This is a genomic window from Streptomyces sp. NPDC093089, from assembly GCF_044754405.1.
Taxonomy (GTDB): Bacteria; Actinomycetota; Actinomycetes; order Streptomycetales; family Streptomycetaceae; genus Streptomyces.
On sequence record NZ_JBIVPA010000001.1, the window covers coordinates 683,032 to 700,711 of the forward strand.

The 17,680-nt window shown below is 73.1% G+C and carries 12 protein-coding genes, 1 tRNA gene and 1 pseudogene; 4 read left to right on the forward strand and 10 right to left on the reverse strand.

Going from position 1 to position 17,680, the window contains the following annotated elements; genetic code table 11:
• The 3 genes and pseudogenes from ACIQFX_RS03310 to ACIQFX_RS03320 form a co-directional block, all read left to right on the forward strand.
• A pseudogene (locus ACIQFX_RS03310) lies at positions 1 to 243 on the forward strand (RNA helicase); the annotation flags it as partial.
• 197 nt (positions 244 to 440) lie between these two features.
• Positions 441 to 3,542 (forward strand): FG-GAP-like repeat-containing protein, encoded by a 3,102-nt coding sequence (locus ACIQFX_RS03315; protein ID WP_402458416.1) that lies wholly within the window; start codon positions 441 to 443, stop codon positions 3,540 to 3,542.
• A 150-nt stretch (positions 3,543 to 3,692) separates the two neighbouring features.
• Positions 3,693 to 3,765, forward strand: a tRNA-Lys gene (locus tag ACIQFX_RS03320).
• Between the two features lie 385 nt (positions 3,766 to 4,150).
• Here ACIQFX_RS03320 and ACIQFX_RS03325 read toward each other — a convergent pair.
• From ACIQFX_RS03325 to ACIQFX_RS03335, 3 genes are all read right to left on the reverse strand, one after another.
• Positions 4,151 to 4,642 carry an adenylate cyclase gene (locus tag ACIQFX_RS03325; protein ID WP_402458419.1) on the reverse strand — a complete coding sequence of 164 codons (492 nt, stop codon included), beginning with the start codon at positions 4,640 to 4,642 and terminating at the stop codon, positions 4,151 to 4,153.
• An 11-nt stretch (positions 4,643 to 4,653) separates the two neighbouring features.
• A complete protein-coding gene (locus ACIQFX_RS03330) occupies positions 4,654 to 5,925 on the reverse strand; it encodes an MFS transporter (protein WP_402458421.1) in 1,272 nt (423 codons plus the stop codon).
• Positions 5,926 to 6,052: 127 nt separating this feature from the next.
• Positions 6,053 to 6,889, reverse strand: coding sequence for a hypothetical protein (locus tag ACIQFX_RS03335; RefSeq protein ID WP_033205199.1), 837 nt, complete (start codon positions 6,887 to 6,889; stop codon positions 6,053 to 6,055).
• Positions 6,890 to 7,086: 197 nt separating this feature from the next.
• Between ACIQFX_RS03335 and ACIQFX_RS03340 the strand changes: the two genes are divergently transcribed.
• Positions 7,087 to 7,743, forward strand: a complete 657-nt coding sequence (locus tag ACIQFX_RS03340; protein ID WP_402458425.1) for a thioesterase II family protein — start codon at positions 7,087 to 7,089, stop codon at positions 7,741 to 7,743.
• A gap of 22 nt (positions 7,744 to 7,765) precedes the next feature.
• Here ACIQFX_RS03340 and ACIQFX_RS03345 read toward each other — a convergent pair whose 3' ends face one another.
• The 7 genes from ACIQFX_RS03345 to ACIQFX_RS03375 all read right to left on the reverse strand — a co-directional run bounded on the left by ACIQFX_RS03345 (position 7,766) and on the right by ACIQFX_RS03375 (position 17,665).
• Entirely contained in the window at positions 7,766 to 8,026 is a 261-nt protein-coding gene (locus ACIQFX_RS03345; RefSeq protein WP_402458428.1) for a phosphopantetheine-binding protein, read from the reverse strand.
• On the reverse strand, positions 8,019 to 8,993 hold the full coding sequence (locus tag ACIQFX_RS03350) for a TIGR03560 family F420-dependent LLM class oxidoreductase (protein WP_402458430.1): 975 nt from the start codon (positions 8,991 to 8,993) through the stop codon (positions 8,019 to 8,021). Before ACIQFX_RS03350 ends, ACIQFX_RS03345 begins: the two co-directional genes overlap by 8 nt.
• Entirely contained in the window at positions 8,990 to 9,340 is a 351-nt protein-coding gene (locus tag ACIQFX_RS03355) for a PqqD family protein (RefSeq protein ID WP_402458433.1), read from the reverse strand. The genes ACIQFX_RS03350 and ACIQFX_RS03355 overlap by 4 nt, the downstream gene beginning before the upstream one ends.
• Complete coding sequence (locus tag ACIQFX_RS03360) at positions 9,337 to 11,724, reverse strand: beta-ketoacyl synthase N-terminal-like domain-containing protein (protein WP_402458435.1); 2,388 nt, start codon at positions 11,722 to 11,724, stop codon at positions 9,337 to 9,339. The genes ACIQFX_RS03355 and ACIQFX_RS03360 overlap by 4 nt, the downstream gene beginning before the upstream one ends.
• A 79-nt stretch (positions 11,725 to 11,803) precedes the next feature.
• Positions 11,804 to 13,642, reverse strand: coding sequence for an amino acid adenylation domain-containing protein (locus tag ACIQFX_RS03365; protein WP_402458437.1), 1,839 nt, complete (start codon positions 13,640 to 13,642; stop codon positions 11,804 to 11,806).
• Between the two features lie 73 nt (positions 13,643 to 13,715).
• Complete coding sequence (locus ACIQFX_RS03370) at positions 13,716 to 16,811, reverse strand: amino acid adenylation domain-containing protein (protein ID WP_402458440.1); 3,096 nt, start codon at positions 16,809 to 16,811, stop codon at positions 13,716 to 13,718.
• Positions 16,808 to 17,665 carry an alpha/beta fold hydrolase gene (locus ACIQFX_RS03375; RefSeq protein ID WP_402458442.1) on the reverse strand — a complete coding sequence of 286 codons (858 nt, stop codon included), beginning with the start codon at positions 17,663 to 17,665 and terminating at the stop codon, positions 16,808 to 16,810. Before ACIQFX_RS03375 ends, ACIQFX_RS03370 begins: the two co-directional genes overlap by 4 nt.
• Between the last annotated feature and the right edge of the window lie 15 nt (positions 17,666 to 17,680).

Below are 17,680 nucleotides of genomic sequence, written 5' to 3' on the forward strand. Positions count from 1 at the left end.
AACCGCGACGACCGCGGCGGCCGCCCCTTCGAGCGCCGTGACAACGACCGTCCGACCGGCGGCCACCGCGGCAGCGACCGTCCGTTCAACCGCGACCGTCGTGACGACCGTCCCTCCGGCGGCTTCCGCTCCGGTGGCGGCGACCGACCCTTCGGCCGCCGCGACGACCACCGCGGCACCGGCTCGACCGGCGGCTCCTTCGGCCGTCGCGACGACAAGCCCCGCTGGAAGCGCAACGGCTGACCTGCCGTGAACCGCTGAACGAACCTCAGGGCCCGCCCCCGCACTTCGGTGCAGGTGCGGGCCCTGAGTCGTACCCGCGTGCGACGGGATACGCTCAGCCGGTCGACGTGGGTGGGAAGTGCCGGCCAGGGGGCCCGGCGGAGGCTTCTCCCCCCCCGATGTCCGCACATCAGGTTGCCCCGGGGAGGGACCTCTCTTTGTCTCGTTTCGCACGCGCGCGGCACTCCCGCGCGCGTCTCGCCGTCCTCGCCACCGCCCTGCTCGCGTCGGGTGCCGTGCTGCCGCCCGTCGGGGCCGCGCAGGCGTCACCGATCGTGGGGATCGACCAGCTCGACATCGCGCCGAGCTGGCGGGCCGTACCCCGGCAGGAGACCGTCACCGCGGTCGGCGCCACGGGGTACGTCCACGAGACGGAGGGCGCCGGCGGACAGCTGGAGTGGACGGACTTCACCGACCCCGCGAAGAGCGTTCCGCTGGGGTACGACAAGGGGTTCCTGCCCTTCGCCGAGTCCGGCACCGGCGGCCGCTGGGCGTACGTGCAGCACGGCCCCGGCACCCACTACCTCCGCGACCTGGCGGCCGGCACCGAGCGGCCGTTCACCGTGCCGCGCGACGCGAGCTACCGGGGACTGCTCGGCGACACGCTGCTCTTCCAGCAGTACGCCTCCGCCGAGGACTCCTCCACGACCGTCGGCTACTACCTCGTGAGCGCCACCGATCCGGACGGGGCCCGCACGCCCGTCACCGGCTGGCCCGAGGACGCCGGGCTGCACCGCGCGCGGCTCGCGGCCGGTGACGACTCCGTGGCCGTGATCCGCTTCGGCCGGTCCGCCGACCCGTACGCCTACGACTTCTCCGACCTCGGCGTCGTCGACCTGAGCACCGGGAAGATGACCGTGATCGCGGCCCCCACCCCGGAAGGGAGCGTGCTCGTCGCGCCGGTGGCCGTGAGCCCCGACCGGATCGCCTGGACCGACAGGAACCGCACCGTCCACGTGCGGCAGCGCGCCGCGCTGACCGGCGCCGAGCAGACGGTCGTCCTGCCCGAGGGCCTGAGCACCGCCCGCATCGGCCTCGTCGGCGACTGGGTCCTCGCGCTCGGCGAGGCCTCCGGCACCGACGCCTCCCTGAAGCGGCGGCTCGTCGCGCTCCACCCCGACGGGCGCAGCCGGACCCTCCTCGAGAAGGCCGAGGCCGAGCTCACCCAGGTCGCGGGCGGCGGCGTGGCCGCCGTCGGCGGTACGTCGTCCTCCGACTGGTCCCTCTTCAAGGCCGTCCCGGCGAAGGACGGCGGCGCGCCCCTCCTGGAGAAGCTGCGCCGGCTGGAGCCGCTGCCGGCCGAGGTGCGTTCGCTCGCCCTCGGCGCGGGCCGGCTCTCCACCCTGGAGACGGGCGCCGCCCAGGGCAGCGGCTTCTACGGATGGACGCCGCTGCCGGTCGGGCCGGTGCACACCGGTCACCCGCAGTCGCTGTGGGCGGGCGCGGAGGCGAAGCAGCTGGAGAGCACCACGCCGCTGCACGACAGCGGGGACGGCCGTACGGTCTACCTGGCCCGTGAGGCCTCCCAGCCGCTGGAGGTCGTCTCCCGCACCTCCGACGGCCAGGTGCGCCGGGTGTACACCGGCGAGGCGAACGGCCGGATCACCGACGCCTTCGGTCGGCGCGCGGTCTTCCAGGGCGGCTCCCGGACGCTCGTCGTCGACCTCGACGCGCAGAGCGTCGTCCGCGAGACGCCGTCCGCGCCGGCGGCCCTCTGGGGCGACACCCTGTACGCGGGTTCGACCGCGGCGGGCGAGGTGACGCGGACCGACCTGGCCACCGGCAAGGACCTCGGCAAGGTCACCACCGGCGCGGCGTGCGTCCCGACGGAGCTCCAGGCGGCCGCGGGCCGCTGGCTGTACTGGGCGTGCGCGTCGGCCCAGCAGGGCGTGGTCGACCTCAGGACGAACACGAGGCTGCAGCTGTCCACGGGAGCGGCCGGCAGCGCCCTCCTGGGCGACGGCTACGTCGTCGACCGGGACGCCGGCGAGTACCTCCGGCTCACCGACCTGACCAAGGTCACCAGCGGCAAGCCCGCGGTGCGCAGGCTCGTCGACGCCGCTCCCGTGCGCGGCGCCCGCCGCGAGTCCTGGACCGTGGACCGCTTCGGCGGGGCCGTCGCCTACAAGGACGCCGCGAACCTCGTCCACGTCGTGTGGACCAATGTCCCCACCTCCGACCTCACCGCCGCCTCGGCGAAGGTGCCCGCGACCATGCGGCTGCAGGACGGCTGGAAGCCGTCCTGGGCGCTGTCCAAGCCCTCGTCGTACTGGCAGCTGACGCTGCGTGACCTGTCCGGGAACCCGTTCCGCGTCTACGGGGGCGGCGAGACCCGCAGCCGCATCGACGTGTCGTGGGACGGCAGGACGGCGGCGGGGAAGAACGTCGCGAACGGCCGGTACACCTGGCACCTCCAGGCGAACACGGCGGACGGGCAGGGCAGCGACCTGTCCCTGAACGGCACGGTCACGGTCTCCGGCGGGCAGCCGGCCTGGCGTGACATGGCCGGGAACGACGGCCAGGGCGACCTGCTCGCGATGGACACGGCGGGCCTGGTGTCGATGTACCGCGGCGACGGGTACGGCGGCCTCTCCGCGCGGATGACGGGCACGGGCACCAAGTTCCCCACCACGTCCCTCCTCGTGCCGTTCGGCGACGTGAACGCCGACGGCTGCGCGGACGTCCTCGCCCGCGTCGGCGACCAGCTGCGGGCCTACCGGCCGGGCTGCGGCAAGGTCGTCGCGGCCTCGTCGCCGTACACGCTCCTCGGCTCCGGCTGGGGCCAGTACGACATCCTGACGTCCCCGGGCGATGTGAACGGCGACGGGTTCACCGATCTGATCGCCCGCCAGACCTCCACCGGAGACATGTACCTGTACGCCGGGACGGCCGACCACCGGATGAAGCCCAGGGTCCGCTTCGGCACCAACTGGAAGCTGTACAAGAAGGTCGTCGGCGCCGGCGACCTCAACCGCGACGGCCGCGGCGACCTGCTCGGCATCGACGCCTCCGGTGTGCTCTGGCGCTACTACGCCACCGCCACCGGCGGCTACAGCCCCCGCGTCAAGGCCGGTACCGGCTGGGGCGTCTACACCTCCGTGGTGGGCGCGGGCGACCTCTCCGGCGACGGCTGCGCGGACCTCACCGCCCGCGACTCCTCGGGCCGGCTCTACTCCTACGACGGCACCTGCACCGGCGCCTACGGCCCCCGCATGCTCATCGGCACCGGCGGCTGGAACATCTACAAGTCCCTCTTCTGATCCCCTCACACCCCGCACGCCCCCGGTCCCCGGCCACCACGGCCGGGGACCCGCCCGCCCCGCCCGCGCCACGCACGGCGCGGCCGGTGTCGGATACCCGATCGGTTCCGGGGATCTCTCCGGCTATGCTGCACGGGTGTGCTTGTCCACGGGCCGTTAGCTCAATTGGCAGAGCAGTGGACTTTTAATCCATTGGTTGTGGGTTCGAGTCCCACACGGCCTACCGAAGGCGGGGCAGGGGAGACCCTCTGACCTGCTGTGGAGCGCCCCACCCGGTTGCGATCGGGTGGGGCGCTCCGTCGTTCGGGTGAGGGGCGGCTGCCCGCCGGCTTGATGTCGGTGCCGTACAGCAGCACGATCGTGGGGATCAGCAGCTCACCGCCCGCGACGCCCGTGGTCGCGGCGACCACGCCGATACCGAACCCGGCGGCCACTCCGGCCACCACCTGAACGCCGGTCGCCGCTCCCTCGATCGCCCTGTCGTGCCAGGAACGTAGCGCCCTGCCCCTGTCCGAGGGCAAGGCGAAGTCCGCATGTTCGTCCGCACCCACGGAACCACCAGTGGTCCCGGAGTGGAGCTCGGGAGGAAGCCGCTCCGACGACAACTGCTAGGAGCGATGTGCGAGCAGGGCGGCGGCGGCCTCGGCCCTGAGTGTCGTCAGGTACTGGTTCTTGTACTCGTGTCGACCGGTGACCTCCGGGCCGAACCAGTCCGGCGGCTCGAACCTGGTGGCCTGTTCGACATCCTCGAACTCCACCTCCACGACGCGCAGCCCCGTGAGCTCTCCGTGGTAGACGTCCGCCAGGGCGGTTCCACCTGCGATCGGAACCCGGTGGCGCGTCTTCTCGAGCCGCGCGCCCTCGGTGGCCGGCCACAGTGCGTCGAACTGCTCGGCCGTCAGCCGGGTCTCCCATTCCTGGCGCACCAGTCCTGACCCGCGCTTGGACGTGAGTGTGTACGCGTCGTCCTGGCGGCGGAGTCGGGTCTCGCGGCCGTCGTCGCCGACGGCGAGGTATCCCTGCTGGAGGGCGGTGGCGACGCCTGGGGGGATCGTGCTCGCCGGGGTGACGAGGAATTTGCGCTCGATCTCGGTTCCCATGGAGGGTTCCCTTACGCGTCGACGGGCAGGGGGTCGGCATCGGCCTGGGTGCGGGACCAGGTTCGTTCGGCCAGTGCGCAGACGAAGCCTGCGAGGGCGACGACCAGGCCGAGGGCGATCCAGCCGGGCGCGCCCCAGTCGACGCACATCGCGATGACGATGATGGGGGCCACTGCCTCGATCAGGCCGTGTCCGAAGCCGTGCACGCCCTGGTACTGGCCGAGGGACTCCTTCTGGGCCAGGGCGAAGGAGAGTTCGAAGGTGCCGGCGGCCTGCCAGACCTCGGCGAGCGCGTGCAGGACCACACCGGCGGTCAGGGCCGCGACCGCGAGCCACACGCCCTGGCCGGAGGCCGCGGCGATCAGCGCCCAGGCGACCAGGAACAGGGGGCCGGAGCGCGCGAGCAGTCGCGCCGCGGAGCGCGGGTCGACGATGGAACGGGTCGCGGGGATCTGGGTGAGCGCGACGAGCGTCGATTCGAAGAAGAGGACGGCGGCCGCCATCCACCGTGGCGCCGAGGTGTGCATGACGATCCACAGGGGCAGGCCGGTGACGAGGACGAAGTACTGCAGGGAGGCGACCGACGAGGCGGCCGTGAATCCCAGGTAGCGCACGTCGCGCAGGGCCACCCACCGGTGGCCCTTCTGCTCCGCGGTCTTCGTCTCGGGATCGCCCTTCGCGGCGGAGCGCGTCGGGGGTATGTGCGGAAGCCGGGTCAGGATGCCGGCGGCGATCAGGAAGGTGACCGTGTCGGTCAGGATCATGGCCACGTACGCCTCGCGGGTGTCGACGGCCAGGACGAAGGCCGCCCCGAGTGTGCCGACCGCGAGCCCGACGTTGGTCACCGCCCGCAGGTACGTGCGCAGTTGCGCGCCCTTGCCCTCCTCGGCCAGCACGCCGATCATCGCTCCGCGCGCGCTGCCCGTTCCGGCGCGGCCGACGGCGGCCGCGGCGGCCACGATCAGCAGCGGCCACAGGCTGTGCACGAAGAGGAGTCCGATGCTGGCCGCGGCCTCCAGCAGCATGGAACCGATGACCACCTCCCGCGAGCCGCGCCGGTCGGCCTGGTCGCCGATCAGTACGCCGGCGCCGAAGCCGAGCAGCGAGCCGACGGTGAGGCCGACACCCGCTTCGATCGGACTCAGTCCGGCGGATCGGATGAGGAAGATCGTTCCTGCGGAGAGGAACATCCCCATGCCGACGGTGTTGACGACGGTCGACAACGCCAGCAGCCGCTGACGAGGATCCTGTGGACCCCGCAGTGCGGTAAGGAGCTGATTCATGTCGCTTCTTCTCTCTTTCGAACTTCGGTGCGCACAGGGGGGTTTCACCGACGTCGCCGTGCCCGCGGAGGGACCGTTGCGTGGCCCCTCCGCGAGCACGGCGACGTGCTACAGCTGTCCTGTCCGTTCAGGAAGCCGACAGGAAGGCGTCCTCGAGCCGGACGAGGTGGGCCTGGGTCCACCGGGCCATACGGAGGGCCGTGGCGGCGTCGGACTCGCCGGGGCGGGCGCCGTCGAGGATCTGCGTGACGTAGTCGTCGACCGTGATCCCGCACTGGGGGGTCTTCTCCAGGCGGCGCACCAGCCACTTCTCGCGCCGGCACAGCTCGCCGGAGAGCACGAGCGCCGCGTCCGCGATGGTGGCGGCGGCGAGGGCGGCGGAGACGCGCGCCGTCTTGTCGTCACCGGCGTCCAGCTGGCCGGCGACGTCCGTGAGGCGGTTCTCCACGTCGGCCTTCAGGCGGCGGGCCCGGGCGCGCGGGTAGGAGGAGCCGGCGATGAGCTCCTTCATGCGGCCGAAGAACTCCTCGTTCTTCAGCGGCATGGCGACGTCGAGGCGGTAGACGAAGTCCTGGAGGAAATCGCCCATGCTGCAGAACTCGACCTCGGTGGCGAGGTACGGCTCGAGGGCCGTGGTGAGCGTGGACGTCGGCCACACCTTCAGGTCGACGCGCGCGTTGTCGTAGACGCCCATCCAGTTGTGCCAGCGCACGCCGCTCGAATCGGCGCCGGGCCAGGTCTCCATGGTCTCGTCGATCGGGAGGACGAGTTCCTTGTCGGAGAACGCGTAGAGGTCGATGTCGCTGAAGGCGTTGCCCCACCCGGCCGCGATCGAGCCCGTCATGCAGACGGCCTCGGCCTCGGCCAGCCCGGGAAAGTGCTTGAGGATGGCCTCGAAGGAAATGTCCGGCGGAGTGAGGACCTTCGGCTGTGCGGCGATGACCTGGACGGTGGGGTTGAACATGGGAAACGCCTTCCGAATAGCAGAGACTACGGTTTTCTGAAGGGGCTGATCGGAAGGATTTCCGAGAAAGTCCCTATTTCGCTTCGCGGCACTGTGCGTGAATATTGCGCGTGCTACGATCCGCTTTCATGAATACTTCGCACAAATCTCAGGCGCTGATTCCGTGGAGCGCGGAAACACGGAATGGAACTGCCCTTGTGTGTATTCCGTGGGCCGGCGCCGGGGCGACTCCGTTCCGCACCTGGGGCCCGGTCGTCGGTGACGCGGCCGCCGTGTACGGCGTCCGGCTCGCCGGCCGGGAGAGCCGCCAGACCGAGCCGCCCGGCACCGTGCTCGCGGACACCGTCGCCGAGCTCGTCCGGGAGGTGACCGCGCTGGACGTCCCGCGCGTCGCGCTCTTCGGTCATTGCTCCGGCGCTCTGCTGGCCTTCGAACTCGCCCACGCGCTGCGCAACTCCGGCTCGGCGCCCGAGGTCGTCCACCTGCTCGTCGCCTCGCAGCTTCCGCCCCGCGCCGCCGCGGACGCCGCCGCCGAGCCGGACGACGACCTCACCCGCTTCGTGCCCGAGGGCCTCCGGAGCGAACCCGAACTGCTCGAGCTGCTGCTGCCGATCCTCGCCGCGGACATGCGACTGGTCTCGGGTTACGGCCGCTCGGCGGCCGCGCCGCTCGATACGCGACTCACCGTCCTGTACGGCGCGGACGACGAGCAGCTCGACCGGGCCACGGTCGACGACTGGCGCCTCGAGACCACCGGTGCGACCGAGTTCCACGAGACGGCCGGCGCCGACCACCTCTTCGGCGGCCCCACGTGGCTGGAGCTCGCCGCCCGTGTCCGTGCCGCGCTGACCTGAGCGCCCGGCGACGGCGCCCCCCTCACGCATCGTCGAGGTACTCCGCGAGCTGCGTGACGGTCGGGTGGGAGAAGACCTGGACGAGCTGAAGGTCCGGCCAGCGGACCCGCAGGACGCGGACGACCTTCACCACCGTGCTCGACGATGCGCCCAGATCGAAGAAGCCCGTGTCGGGGTCGACCTCGTCCAGGCCGAGGGCCTCGGCCCAGACCGCGGCGATGACCTCGGCCGCGGGGCCGTCCAGTTCGAGGACGGCCTCCGGCTCGCTCGACGTCTCAGTCACCGAGCACCTCCCGCAGCGTCGTGCCGACCCGCTGGAGGTGGTCCAGGTCGCTCGGGTCGAGGAGGGAGACGATCATGCCCTCGACGCCGGCCGCGCGGTACTCCTCGATCCGCTCCTGCACCTGGGCCTCGGTCCCGCACAGCGCGAGGCCGCGGGCCGCGCTCGGCGCCACGCCCAGGAGCGTGCCCAACCGCTCCAGGGATTCCTGGAGTTCGGCCTCGGAGTCGGTGACGATCGCGGTGCCCAGCCACGTCCGGCTGATCTCGGAGCCGTCGCGGCCCGCGGCCTCGCACGCCCGCTCCAGCACCTCGATCTTGTGGCGCACGGTGGCGGGCCCGCCGAAGAAGTTGCAGGCGTCGCCGTGCCGGGCCACCAGCGGGATGAGCACCTTCTCGCCGCCGCCGCCGATGAGGATCGGCGGCCCGCCGGGGCTGATCGGGGCCGGCACGTTCAGGGGCTCGTCCACGCTGTGGTGCTTACCCGAGAACCGGGGCGCGTGCTCGGTGAACATCGCCCGGCAGATCTGCACCGCCTCGTCGAGCGCCGCCAGGCGCTCCCGGGGCGTGCGGAACTCCATGCCGTACGCGTGGGTCTCCTCGGTGTGCCAGCCCGCGCCGATGCCGAGGACCGCGCGTCCCCGGCTGATGACGTCGATGGTGGTGACCATCTTCGCCAGCAGCGCCGGGTTGCGGAAGCTGTTGCACGACACGAGGACGCCGAGGCGGGCGCTCGTGGTCACCGCGGCGAGCGCGGCGAGCGTCGTGTACGCCTCCAGGATCGGCTCGTCGGCCTCGCCGACGGAGGCGATCTGGTGGACGTGGTCCATCGTCCAGAGGCTGTCGAAGCCGGACGCCTCGGCGGCGTGCGCGATGTCGACGACCTGCTGGAAGAGCTTGTTGTCCATGACTCCCGGGAAGGAGTACCCGGCGTACTGGAAGCCGACCCGGGTCAGGGGACGGCGGCTCATCCGGAGACCGTCAGCTGGGCGAAGGCCTCGGCGTCGGCCGTGGACACGATCTCTACGAGACCGAGCTCGAGCAGGCGGTCGCTGACGGCGTGCACGGGCTGCCGGATCTCCGCGACCGGCAGGCCCTGCTTCTCGGCGACGGCGTCGACGAGTTCGGCCATGCTGCGCCGCCCGTCGATCAGCAGCCAGACCACGCGCGCGTCGGCGTCGAGTACGTAGCGGCCGATCACGGTCTCGAGCAGGACACCGCCCTCGGTCCGCTCGGCCAGGTCCACGACCTGGTCGGTCCGCCGGGCGGTCACGTCCAGTCGGCGGACGAGGGTGGTGGTGTCGTTGACGGTGCTCATGAGGTCTTCTCCATAGCCAGGGCCTGTTCGACGGACGTCGTGGTGGCGGCGAGCGTGGGGGCGATGAACGGCAGGTCGACCGGGAGGTCGAGGCCGAGACCCGCGTTCAGGCGGGCGCCGATCTCCACCGCGTACAGCGAGTCGCCCCCGAGGTCGTTCACGAAATGCGCGTCGGGTGCGATGTGCTGGACGCCGAGGACGTCGCGCCACACCTTCTCGACGTAGTCGGCGATGCTCGCCGTGGCGGCGCCGCTCGACGCTTGCGGCTCGACGGCGACGGGCGCCTGAGGGGCCTCGGGCCGGTCGAGCCAGAACCGGCGGCGGGTGAACGGGTACGTGGGCAGCGGAACCCGGCTGCGCGGCTCGTCGCCGTAGTAGACGGACCAGTCGACCGCCACTCCCGCCCGCCACGCCGCGGCCGTCACCTCCGTCAGGTCGAACGCTGGGCCGACCAGGACCTGGCCCACCCGCTCACGCACGGCCCCGGCGTCTGCGCCGTCGCTGTCGCAGGCGGCGAGGGCCGCCTCCAGCGTCGCGGGGTCGGCGCCCTCGGCGAGCCACTGCGCCGCCGGACGCGCCCACTCCGGTGCGTCCACCCGGGAGAAGGTCAGACCGAGACGGCGCAGGATCCGGGCCACGCCGAGCGCGGCGAGGACGCCGGCCCTGTGCGGGGCGAGGTGCGCGAGTCCGAGCTGCCCGGAGGAGCCGGTGTCTCCAGTGAGTTCCGCGAGCGCGGGGCCGAAGAGCGGTTCGTCGGCGAGCAGCCGCTCACCCATGGCGGCGAGCTCGCCGGGCGTCCCGTGGACGGCCAGCGACCACCGCGTGGTGGGCCGGCCGGGCTCGACGGGCGCCTTCAGTCGGGCGAGGGCCTCGGCCCCGTCGGCGGCGACGGCTGCCCAGCGCCGCGTGAAGCGGCCGCGGCCCACCGCGAGGGTGTGGGCGACGTCGGCCAGCTCGGCCGGGGCGAGCGGGGGCAGCGCCGCGAGCCGCTCGGCGAGCCGCTCGCGCATCCGCTCCAGCTCCTCGTCGGTACGGGCCGACAGCGCGAGGAGCTGACGCGGGCGGGCTGCGGCCGCGACCGGTTCGGCAGCCGCCGACTCGAGGACCACATGGGCGTTGGACCCGCCGAGCCCGAACGAGCTGACACCCGCGACGCGCGGTCCCTCGGCCTGCCACGGCCGGGTCTCGGCGGTGACGGTGAAGGGGGTCGACGCGAGGCCGATCTCGGGGTTCGGGCTGCGGAAGTGCAGGGTCCCGGGCACGGTGGCCCGCTCGACCGCCAGGGTCGCCTTGATCAGCCCGGCGATGCCCGCCGCAGCGTCCGTGTGCCCGATGTTGGGCTTGACGGAGCTCAAGGTGAGGGTTCCGGCCGGCCGGCCGGGGGTGGCGAAGACGCGCCGGAGCGCCTCGAACTCCACCGGGTCGCCGATGGCGGTCCCGGTGCCGTGGGCCTCGACGTAACCGACCTGGTCGGGGGTGATGTCCGCGCGGGCGAGCGCGCTGCGGACGACCGCTTCCTGGCCGCCGATGTTCGGCACCGTGAATCCGGCGCGCGACCCGCCGTCGTTGTTGACCGCCCAGCCCCGGATCACAGCCCTGCGGCGGTCCCGGTCGGCGCGGGCGTCGGCGTCGCGCCGGAGCACGACGATCCCCGCACCCGAGCCGGGCACGGTGCCCGACGCCTCGGCGTCGAACGCACGGCAGCGGCCGTCCGCCGCCAGGATCCCGCCTTCGGTGTACGTGTAGCCGTCGAAGTCGGGCATGAGCAGGCTCACGCCGCCGGCCAGCGCGATGTCGCAGTCACCGGCGGCCAGCGCCGAGCAGGCGAGGGCCACCGCGCTGAGGGCCGTGGCGCAGCCGGTCTGCACGGTGATGGCCGGCCCGGTGAAACCGAGCTTGAAGGCGAGCCGGGGCGCGAGGAAGTCCTTCTCGTTGCCCAGGGTGATCCGCACGTCGCCCGTGCGGCCCGCGAGGGCCTCCGTCGGGGCCACGAACTCGCGGAAGTAGTGGTTCTCACCGGACCCGACGAAGACGCCGACGACCGGTTCCCGATCCCCGGCGTAGCCGGCGTCCTCCAGCGCCTCGGCCGCGACCTCCAGCAGCACGCGCTGCTGCGGGTCCATGGTGACGGCCTCCGTGGGAGGCGTACGGAAGAAGTCGGCGTCGAACCACTCGACGTCGGCGACCTTGGCCGCCGCGCGCACGTAGCGGCCGTCGCCGTCGGGCGTCACGTCGGACCCGGACCCGGCCTCGTCCGGGCGGCCGACCGACTCGACGCCCTCGACGAGGTTGGTCCAGTAGCGCTCGACGTCGTCGGCTCCCGCGAACCGCGCCGCCATGCCGATCACCGCGATGGGTGGTGAGTGAACTGGCGTTCGCTGCATATGAGGACTCCTACAAGATCAGCGTGGTCGTACGGGAGAGACGGAAGGGACGCGAGGGGCGGGAGGTGGTCCGGCCGGCCTACGGTTCGGCGGTCACCGGCGGCACGGGCTCGGGGGCACGTCCGGCGCGGACCCGCTCCACGAAGTCGGCCAGACCCGGCGCTTCGAACAGCGCGCGCATGGGAAGGTCCGTGCCGAGTTCCTTGCGGGTGCGGCCGACGACCTTGATCACCATCAGCGAGTGCCCGCCGAGCGTGAAGAAGTCGTCCGCGGGTCCCACGTCCGCGACCCCGAGTTCCTCGGCCCAGATGGCGGCCACGGCCGCTTCGAGGGAGTCGCCGTGCGGCTGCCTGGCGGCCGTGTCCGTGGTCTTCGGCATGGTGCGGGCCTCGGCGAGCAGGGCCCGGCGGTCGATCTTGCCGTTGGGGGTCAGGGGCAGGCGGTCCAGGATCCGGAACTCGCCGGGGACCATGTGGCCGGGCAGCCGCGCGGTCAGGAAGGCCCGGAGCCCGTTCCCGTCCGGGCCGCCGGGGCGGACGGTCGCCCACGCGAGCAGCTGGGCGCCCACCGACTCGCCGGTGTCGGTCGTGACGCAGGCGTCGACGACGTCCGGGTGGCTCTTGAGCGTCGCGCCGATCTCGCCCAGTTCGACGCGGTAACCGCGGACCTTGACCTGCTCGTCGCGCCGTCCCACGTAGAAGAGCCGGCCGTCGGCGTCTTCCCGCGCGAGGTCGCCGCTGCGGTAGGACCGGCGGTGGTCGCCGGGGCCCCAGGGCACCGTGCGGAAGGCGCGGGCCGTCGTGTCGTCGTCGTCGAAGTACCCACGGGCCAGGCCCGGTCCCGAGACCCAGATCTCGCCGACCTCGCCGACCGGGGTCGGCGCGCCGTCCGTGTCCCGCAGCGAGACGGCCAGGTCGGGCAGGGGAACGCCGATGGGGCTGCCCGTCCCGTCGGCCGCGTCCGCGGCCGTGATCAGCCGGTGGGTGACATGGACGGTCGTTTCCGTGATCCCGTACATGTTCACCACACGGGGATGCGCGTCGCCCCGGCGCGCGAACCATCCGCCGAGCGTCGCGGGGTCGAGCCGTTCGCCGCCGAGCACGATCAGCCGCAGGCGGTCGAGCCGGGCCCGCTGCTGCTCGTCGGCGGTGGCCAGGGCCGCCAGTGCCGACGGCGTCTGGCTCAGGACCGTGACGCCCTCGCCGTCGATCAGGTGGAGCAGCTCGTCGGGTGCGCGGGCCTTGTCGTCGTCGACGACGACGAGGCGGCCGCCGAACAGCAGCGCCCCCCACATCTCCCAGACGGAGAAGTCGAACGCGTAGGAATGGAGCATCGTCCACACGTCGTCGGGGCCGAGGTCGTAGAGGCCCGCCGTCGCGGTCATCAACCGGGTGACGTTGCGGTGCGTGATCTCCACGCCCTTGGGGGCGCCGGTCGATCCCGACGTGAACATCACGTAGGCGAGGTCGTCCGGGGCGACCTCGACGCTCACCGCGGGGGTCTCCGGGTCCGGGGCGCCGCTGACGAGCACGACCGGTCCGGTGTGCCATTGCCGTGCGCGGCCGACGAGTTCCTCGTCGGTCAGAAGCGTCCGGGCACCGACCCGTTCGGTCAGGCCCGCGAGGCGTGCGTCCGGATAGCGCGGGTCGAGCGGCACGTACGCGGCGCCCGCCATGAGGATGCCGAGGACGGCCGGCACGATCTGGCGGCGTGCGACGAGCACCGGCACCAGGTCGCCCGGGCGTACACCGGCCGCCACCAGCCGCCCGGCTGTCCTTCCGGCCAGGTCGTGGAGCTCCGCGTACGACATCGACGTCCCGCCCGCGGTGAGCGCCGTGGCTCCGGGGGTCGTGACCGCCTGGGCGGCGAACCAGTCGTGCAGCGTCTCGGGGACGGGTGCAAGCGGCGGATGATCCATGGTCGATCGACCCCCGAACATGTGACGCTCTCTTCCGATCAATGGCCAGCAGATGTAGTGATGCGCGGCGTGTTCACACGGCGCGGGCGAACGCGTCCAGCAGCGACCCGAGCCGTGCGGCGAACTCCGCCACGCGGCCGGCCGGTACCCAGGGCGGGCACTCGATCCGTCCGGCCAGCCCGAGGTCACCCTGGTCCGTGAGCAGGACGGTCCACGGCCAGCGCGCCCCCAGCGGGTCCACGGACAGGGACCGCGCCGTGCACCCGGGAACGGACAGCGCGGCGACAGGATCCCGGTCCCAGGCGATGACCAGAGGTGCGACGGACCGCGCGTCGCGCAGGCCCAGTTCGGCCATCAGCGACGGGAAGGGCACCCGCTGCAGCGCGCGGGCCTCGGCGACGACCTCGCACCCGCGGCGCAGCATCTCCTTCGGGGACGGGGCGGCGTCGCCGTCTCCGGTCCCGTCCCCGCCGCCGTCCCCGGTGCCGGGGCCGAACGGAACGGTCGTGAGGAAGTACCCCGCCGCGCCCAGGTCGACGGTCTCGTCGCGGTCGGCCACGGCGAGGGCGAACCTGCCGTCCGTGTCCGCGAGTCGGCACAGCTCGTCGAGGACGGCGGCCAGGGTGACGGCGAACGCCGTGGTGCCGTTGCTGCGCGCGCAGTCGCGTACGCGGGACCACACGTGCGGACCCACCGCCAGCGCGTGGACCTGGCAGGAGTCCTGTACCGGACCGCTCTCACCGCCGCCGCGCGGCAACCAGGCCCGTACCCGGTCGGCCGCGGCCCGCAGGGCCTGCCTGCCGTCCGCGGAATCGAGGTGGTCGCGCTGCCGGTGGGCGTAGTCGGCGTAGCCGTGTTCCTCCGGGAGGAGGGACGCACGGCCGCTCAGCGCCGCCGCGAGTTCCTCGAGTACGACGCCGGCGCTCCAGGCGTCGACCACGAGGTGGTGCCAGACCATCAGGACGCGGACCGTGTCCGGTGCGGCGAGGACCGCGGCGCGGACGAGCGGCCCCCGGGCGAGGTCGAAGGCCGGGCGCTGCAGCTCGGCCACCAGACGCTGCCAGGCGTGGTCGACGGTCTCGCCGGGTGCCGCGGAGCGCACCGCGACGGACAGCGGTTCGCTGCCGGACACGAACCTCGCGGCGAGTTCGTCGACGCGCCCGCGGAAGACGGCATGCCGGTTGAGGACGGCCGCCAGTTCCGCGGCTGTCCGGTGCGGGTCGAGCGGGCCGGACAGCTCTACTGCCACGGACTCGTGGAAGGCGCCGGGAGAGGCCCCCATGAGCTCTGCCGCCCAGATTCCCGCCTGGCCCGGCGTCAGCGGTACGGCGTCCCATCCCGGGTCGCCGGCGTTCGCCCCAGGGTCGCCTGCGTTCGGTGTGTGCCCGGCGGGCAGGGCCGGGATCCGTGCCGCCAGGTCGGCCAGCGTCGGCGCCGCGAGGATGTCGGCGACCGTGACGGCCCGGCCGGTGGCCGCGCGCAGCGCGCCCGACAGCCGGGTCGCCTGCAGAGAGTCGCCGCCCAGCTCGGCGAACCCGAGGTCGAGCAACGAGGACGGGGCGTGCGGGAGCACGGCACGGCAGGCGTCCTCGACCGCGTGCTCGTGCGCGTTCGCGGCCGGTCGGGCCGGGCGGTCGTCGGCCTGCGGAAGCGCCGAGCGGTCGAGCTTGCCGTCACTGGTCATCGGTATCCGCTCCAGCGCGAAGAAGCGCCGGGGGACGGCCTGTGCGGGGAGTTCCTCGGCCAGGCGGGCTCTGATCCCGCTCCACGGATCGCCGTCGGCCGCAGTGGCCCCGGCCGCCTCGTCCGCGTCGTCCGCCTCGTCCGAGAGCACCACGAAGGCCGTCAGCACGGGCGGGCCGCCGGGGCTCGCGGGCCGGGCGAGCACGGCGACGTCCGCTATCGAGTCGAGCCGTCGGAGTGCGGCCTCCGTCTCCGCCGGTTCGATCCGGACGCCGTCGATCTTCAGCTGGTCGTCGATCCTGCCGAGGAAGGTCAGCGTCCCCTCGGAGTCGGCGAGCACGAGGTCGCCGGTCCGGTACATCAGGCCTTCGCCGTCGGCAGCCGGCACGAAGCGTTCGGCGGTCCGCTGCGGATCGTGCAGGTAACCGAGGGCCAGGCCGCGGCCGGCGACGCACAGCTCACCGGGCTGTCCCGGCGCGACGGTCGTGAGCCCCTCGTCGACCACGAAGCCGCGGTTGCCCTCGAACACGGCGCCGATCGGCGCCCGCCGCTGCCGGTCGGCACATCGGTCGGGGACCGTGTACAAGGTGGCGCACACGGTGGTCTCGGTGGGGCCGTAGCCGTTGATGACGGTCAGGCCGGGCAGGTGCGACCGCAGATCGACCAGCAGCCCGAGGGGAATCGGTTCGACACCGCTCAGCAGCCGCCGCAGCGGAGCGACGACGCCGCCGTTCACGATCCGGTTGCGCAGCGTCGGGAGGAACTGCGGTGGCAGGTACGCGGAGCCGATGCGCTGGTGTGCCAGGTGGTCGAGCGTCGCGTCGATGTCACGCCGGTACGCGTCCGGCACCGGCACGACGGTCCCACCGCTCAGCAGCGCACTCCACATCTCGTACACGGAGACGTCGAATCCGGGTGACGTCCACCAGCTGTACCGCGCCCCGGGGCCGAGCGGCGCCCGGCGCCGGAATGCCTCCAGCAGGTTGTGGACACCGCGCGCCGGCACCACCACGCCCTTGGGCCGGCCGGTCGATCCGGAGGTGTAGATGACGTAGGCCGGATCGTCCTCGCCGGTGGCGGGGTCATGCCGTTCCGGGGCCGGAGCCGCGGGGAGGTTCGGCACCTCCAGCAGTGACGCGGCCGCGAGCAGGGCGTCGTCGCCGGTCCGGAGCACGACCGAGGGCCGGGCGTCCGCCACGATCTGCTCGCGTCGCTTCGCGGGGCCCGACACGTCGAGCGGAAGGTACGCCGCGCCGACCGCCAGCGCGCCCAGCGCGCCGACGACGAAGTGCGGTCCGACCGGTACCTCGACGGCCACGAGATCGCCCGTGCGGACCCCGCGCGCCGCGAGCCGGTCCGCCACCGCGGCGGCGGCGGCGGCCAGGCGCCGGTAGTCGACGGCCCCGTCCGGACCGGCGAACGCCTCGACGTCGGGGTGGGCCCGGGCGACGCGGAGGAACGCCTGCCACAAGTTGCCGTGCGTCACGGAGAAACCCTCTCGTCCGTCGGCGCGGAGCATGCCTCCGCCACCAACTCGGCGGTCCGCTCGGGATGTTCCAGCCAGAAGAAGTGACCTGCGGGCAGCACCGTGCGGCGGGCTCCGGGGATCTCGGCGGTCAGCCGTTCGGCCGTCTCGACAGGGACGAGGCGGTCGGCGTCGCCGTGCACGACGTGCGTCGGCACCCCGATCCGGTGCAGTCGCCCGGCGGTGCTGTGCCGGCTGACGGCGCCGATCTGCAGGGCGGTCGTGCGCGGGTGCACCGGCATCGCCGAGGCGGCGTCGCGGTACTCCTCCCAGGCGCCCGGCCGTACGCGCTCCGGGTCCTTCACCCCGGCGCGGAAGACGTTGCGGAGCGTCGCCGACGTGTCGCCGTGGACGATGGCGGAGGCCAGCGCGTCCGGAACGGCGGGTGCTGTTCCGGCGCCGCCGGTGTGGGTGCAGCCGAGCAGCAGGCTCGCCACCCGGTCCGGGTGGCGAAGGGCCAGCTCCTGGGCGACGAGGCCGCCCATCGAAACTCCCACGACGTGCGCGCGCGGCCAGCCGAGGCGGGCGAGCAGGCCGGCTGCGTCGTCGGCGAGATCGGCCACGGTGAAGGGCTCCACCGCGGGCGTCGAGCGCCCGACGCCGCGATGGTCGTAGGCCACCACGTCGAACGACGCTTCGAGCAGCGACAGCAGTCGCTCACCCCAGTGGAGTGAGGTCGCGGCCGTGCCCTGCACGAGCAGCAACGGCGCTCCGGCGCCGCGCCGGCCGTAGGCGAGCCGGATTCCCGCGCGGTCGGTCGGCGGCGTCACCACGGTCTCGTCGATGTTGTTGTCCCGCTCGCGCGAGGTGCCCATGTTTCGCCCCCAATC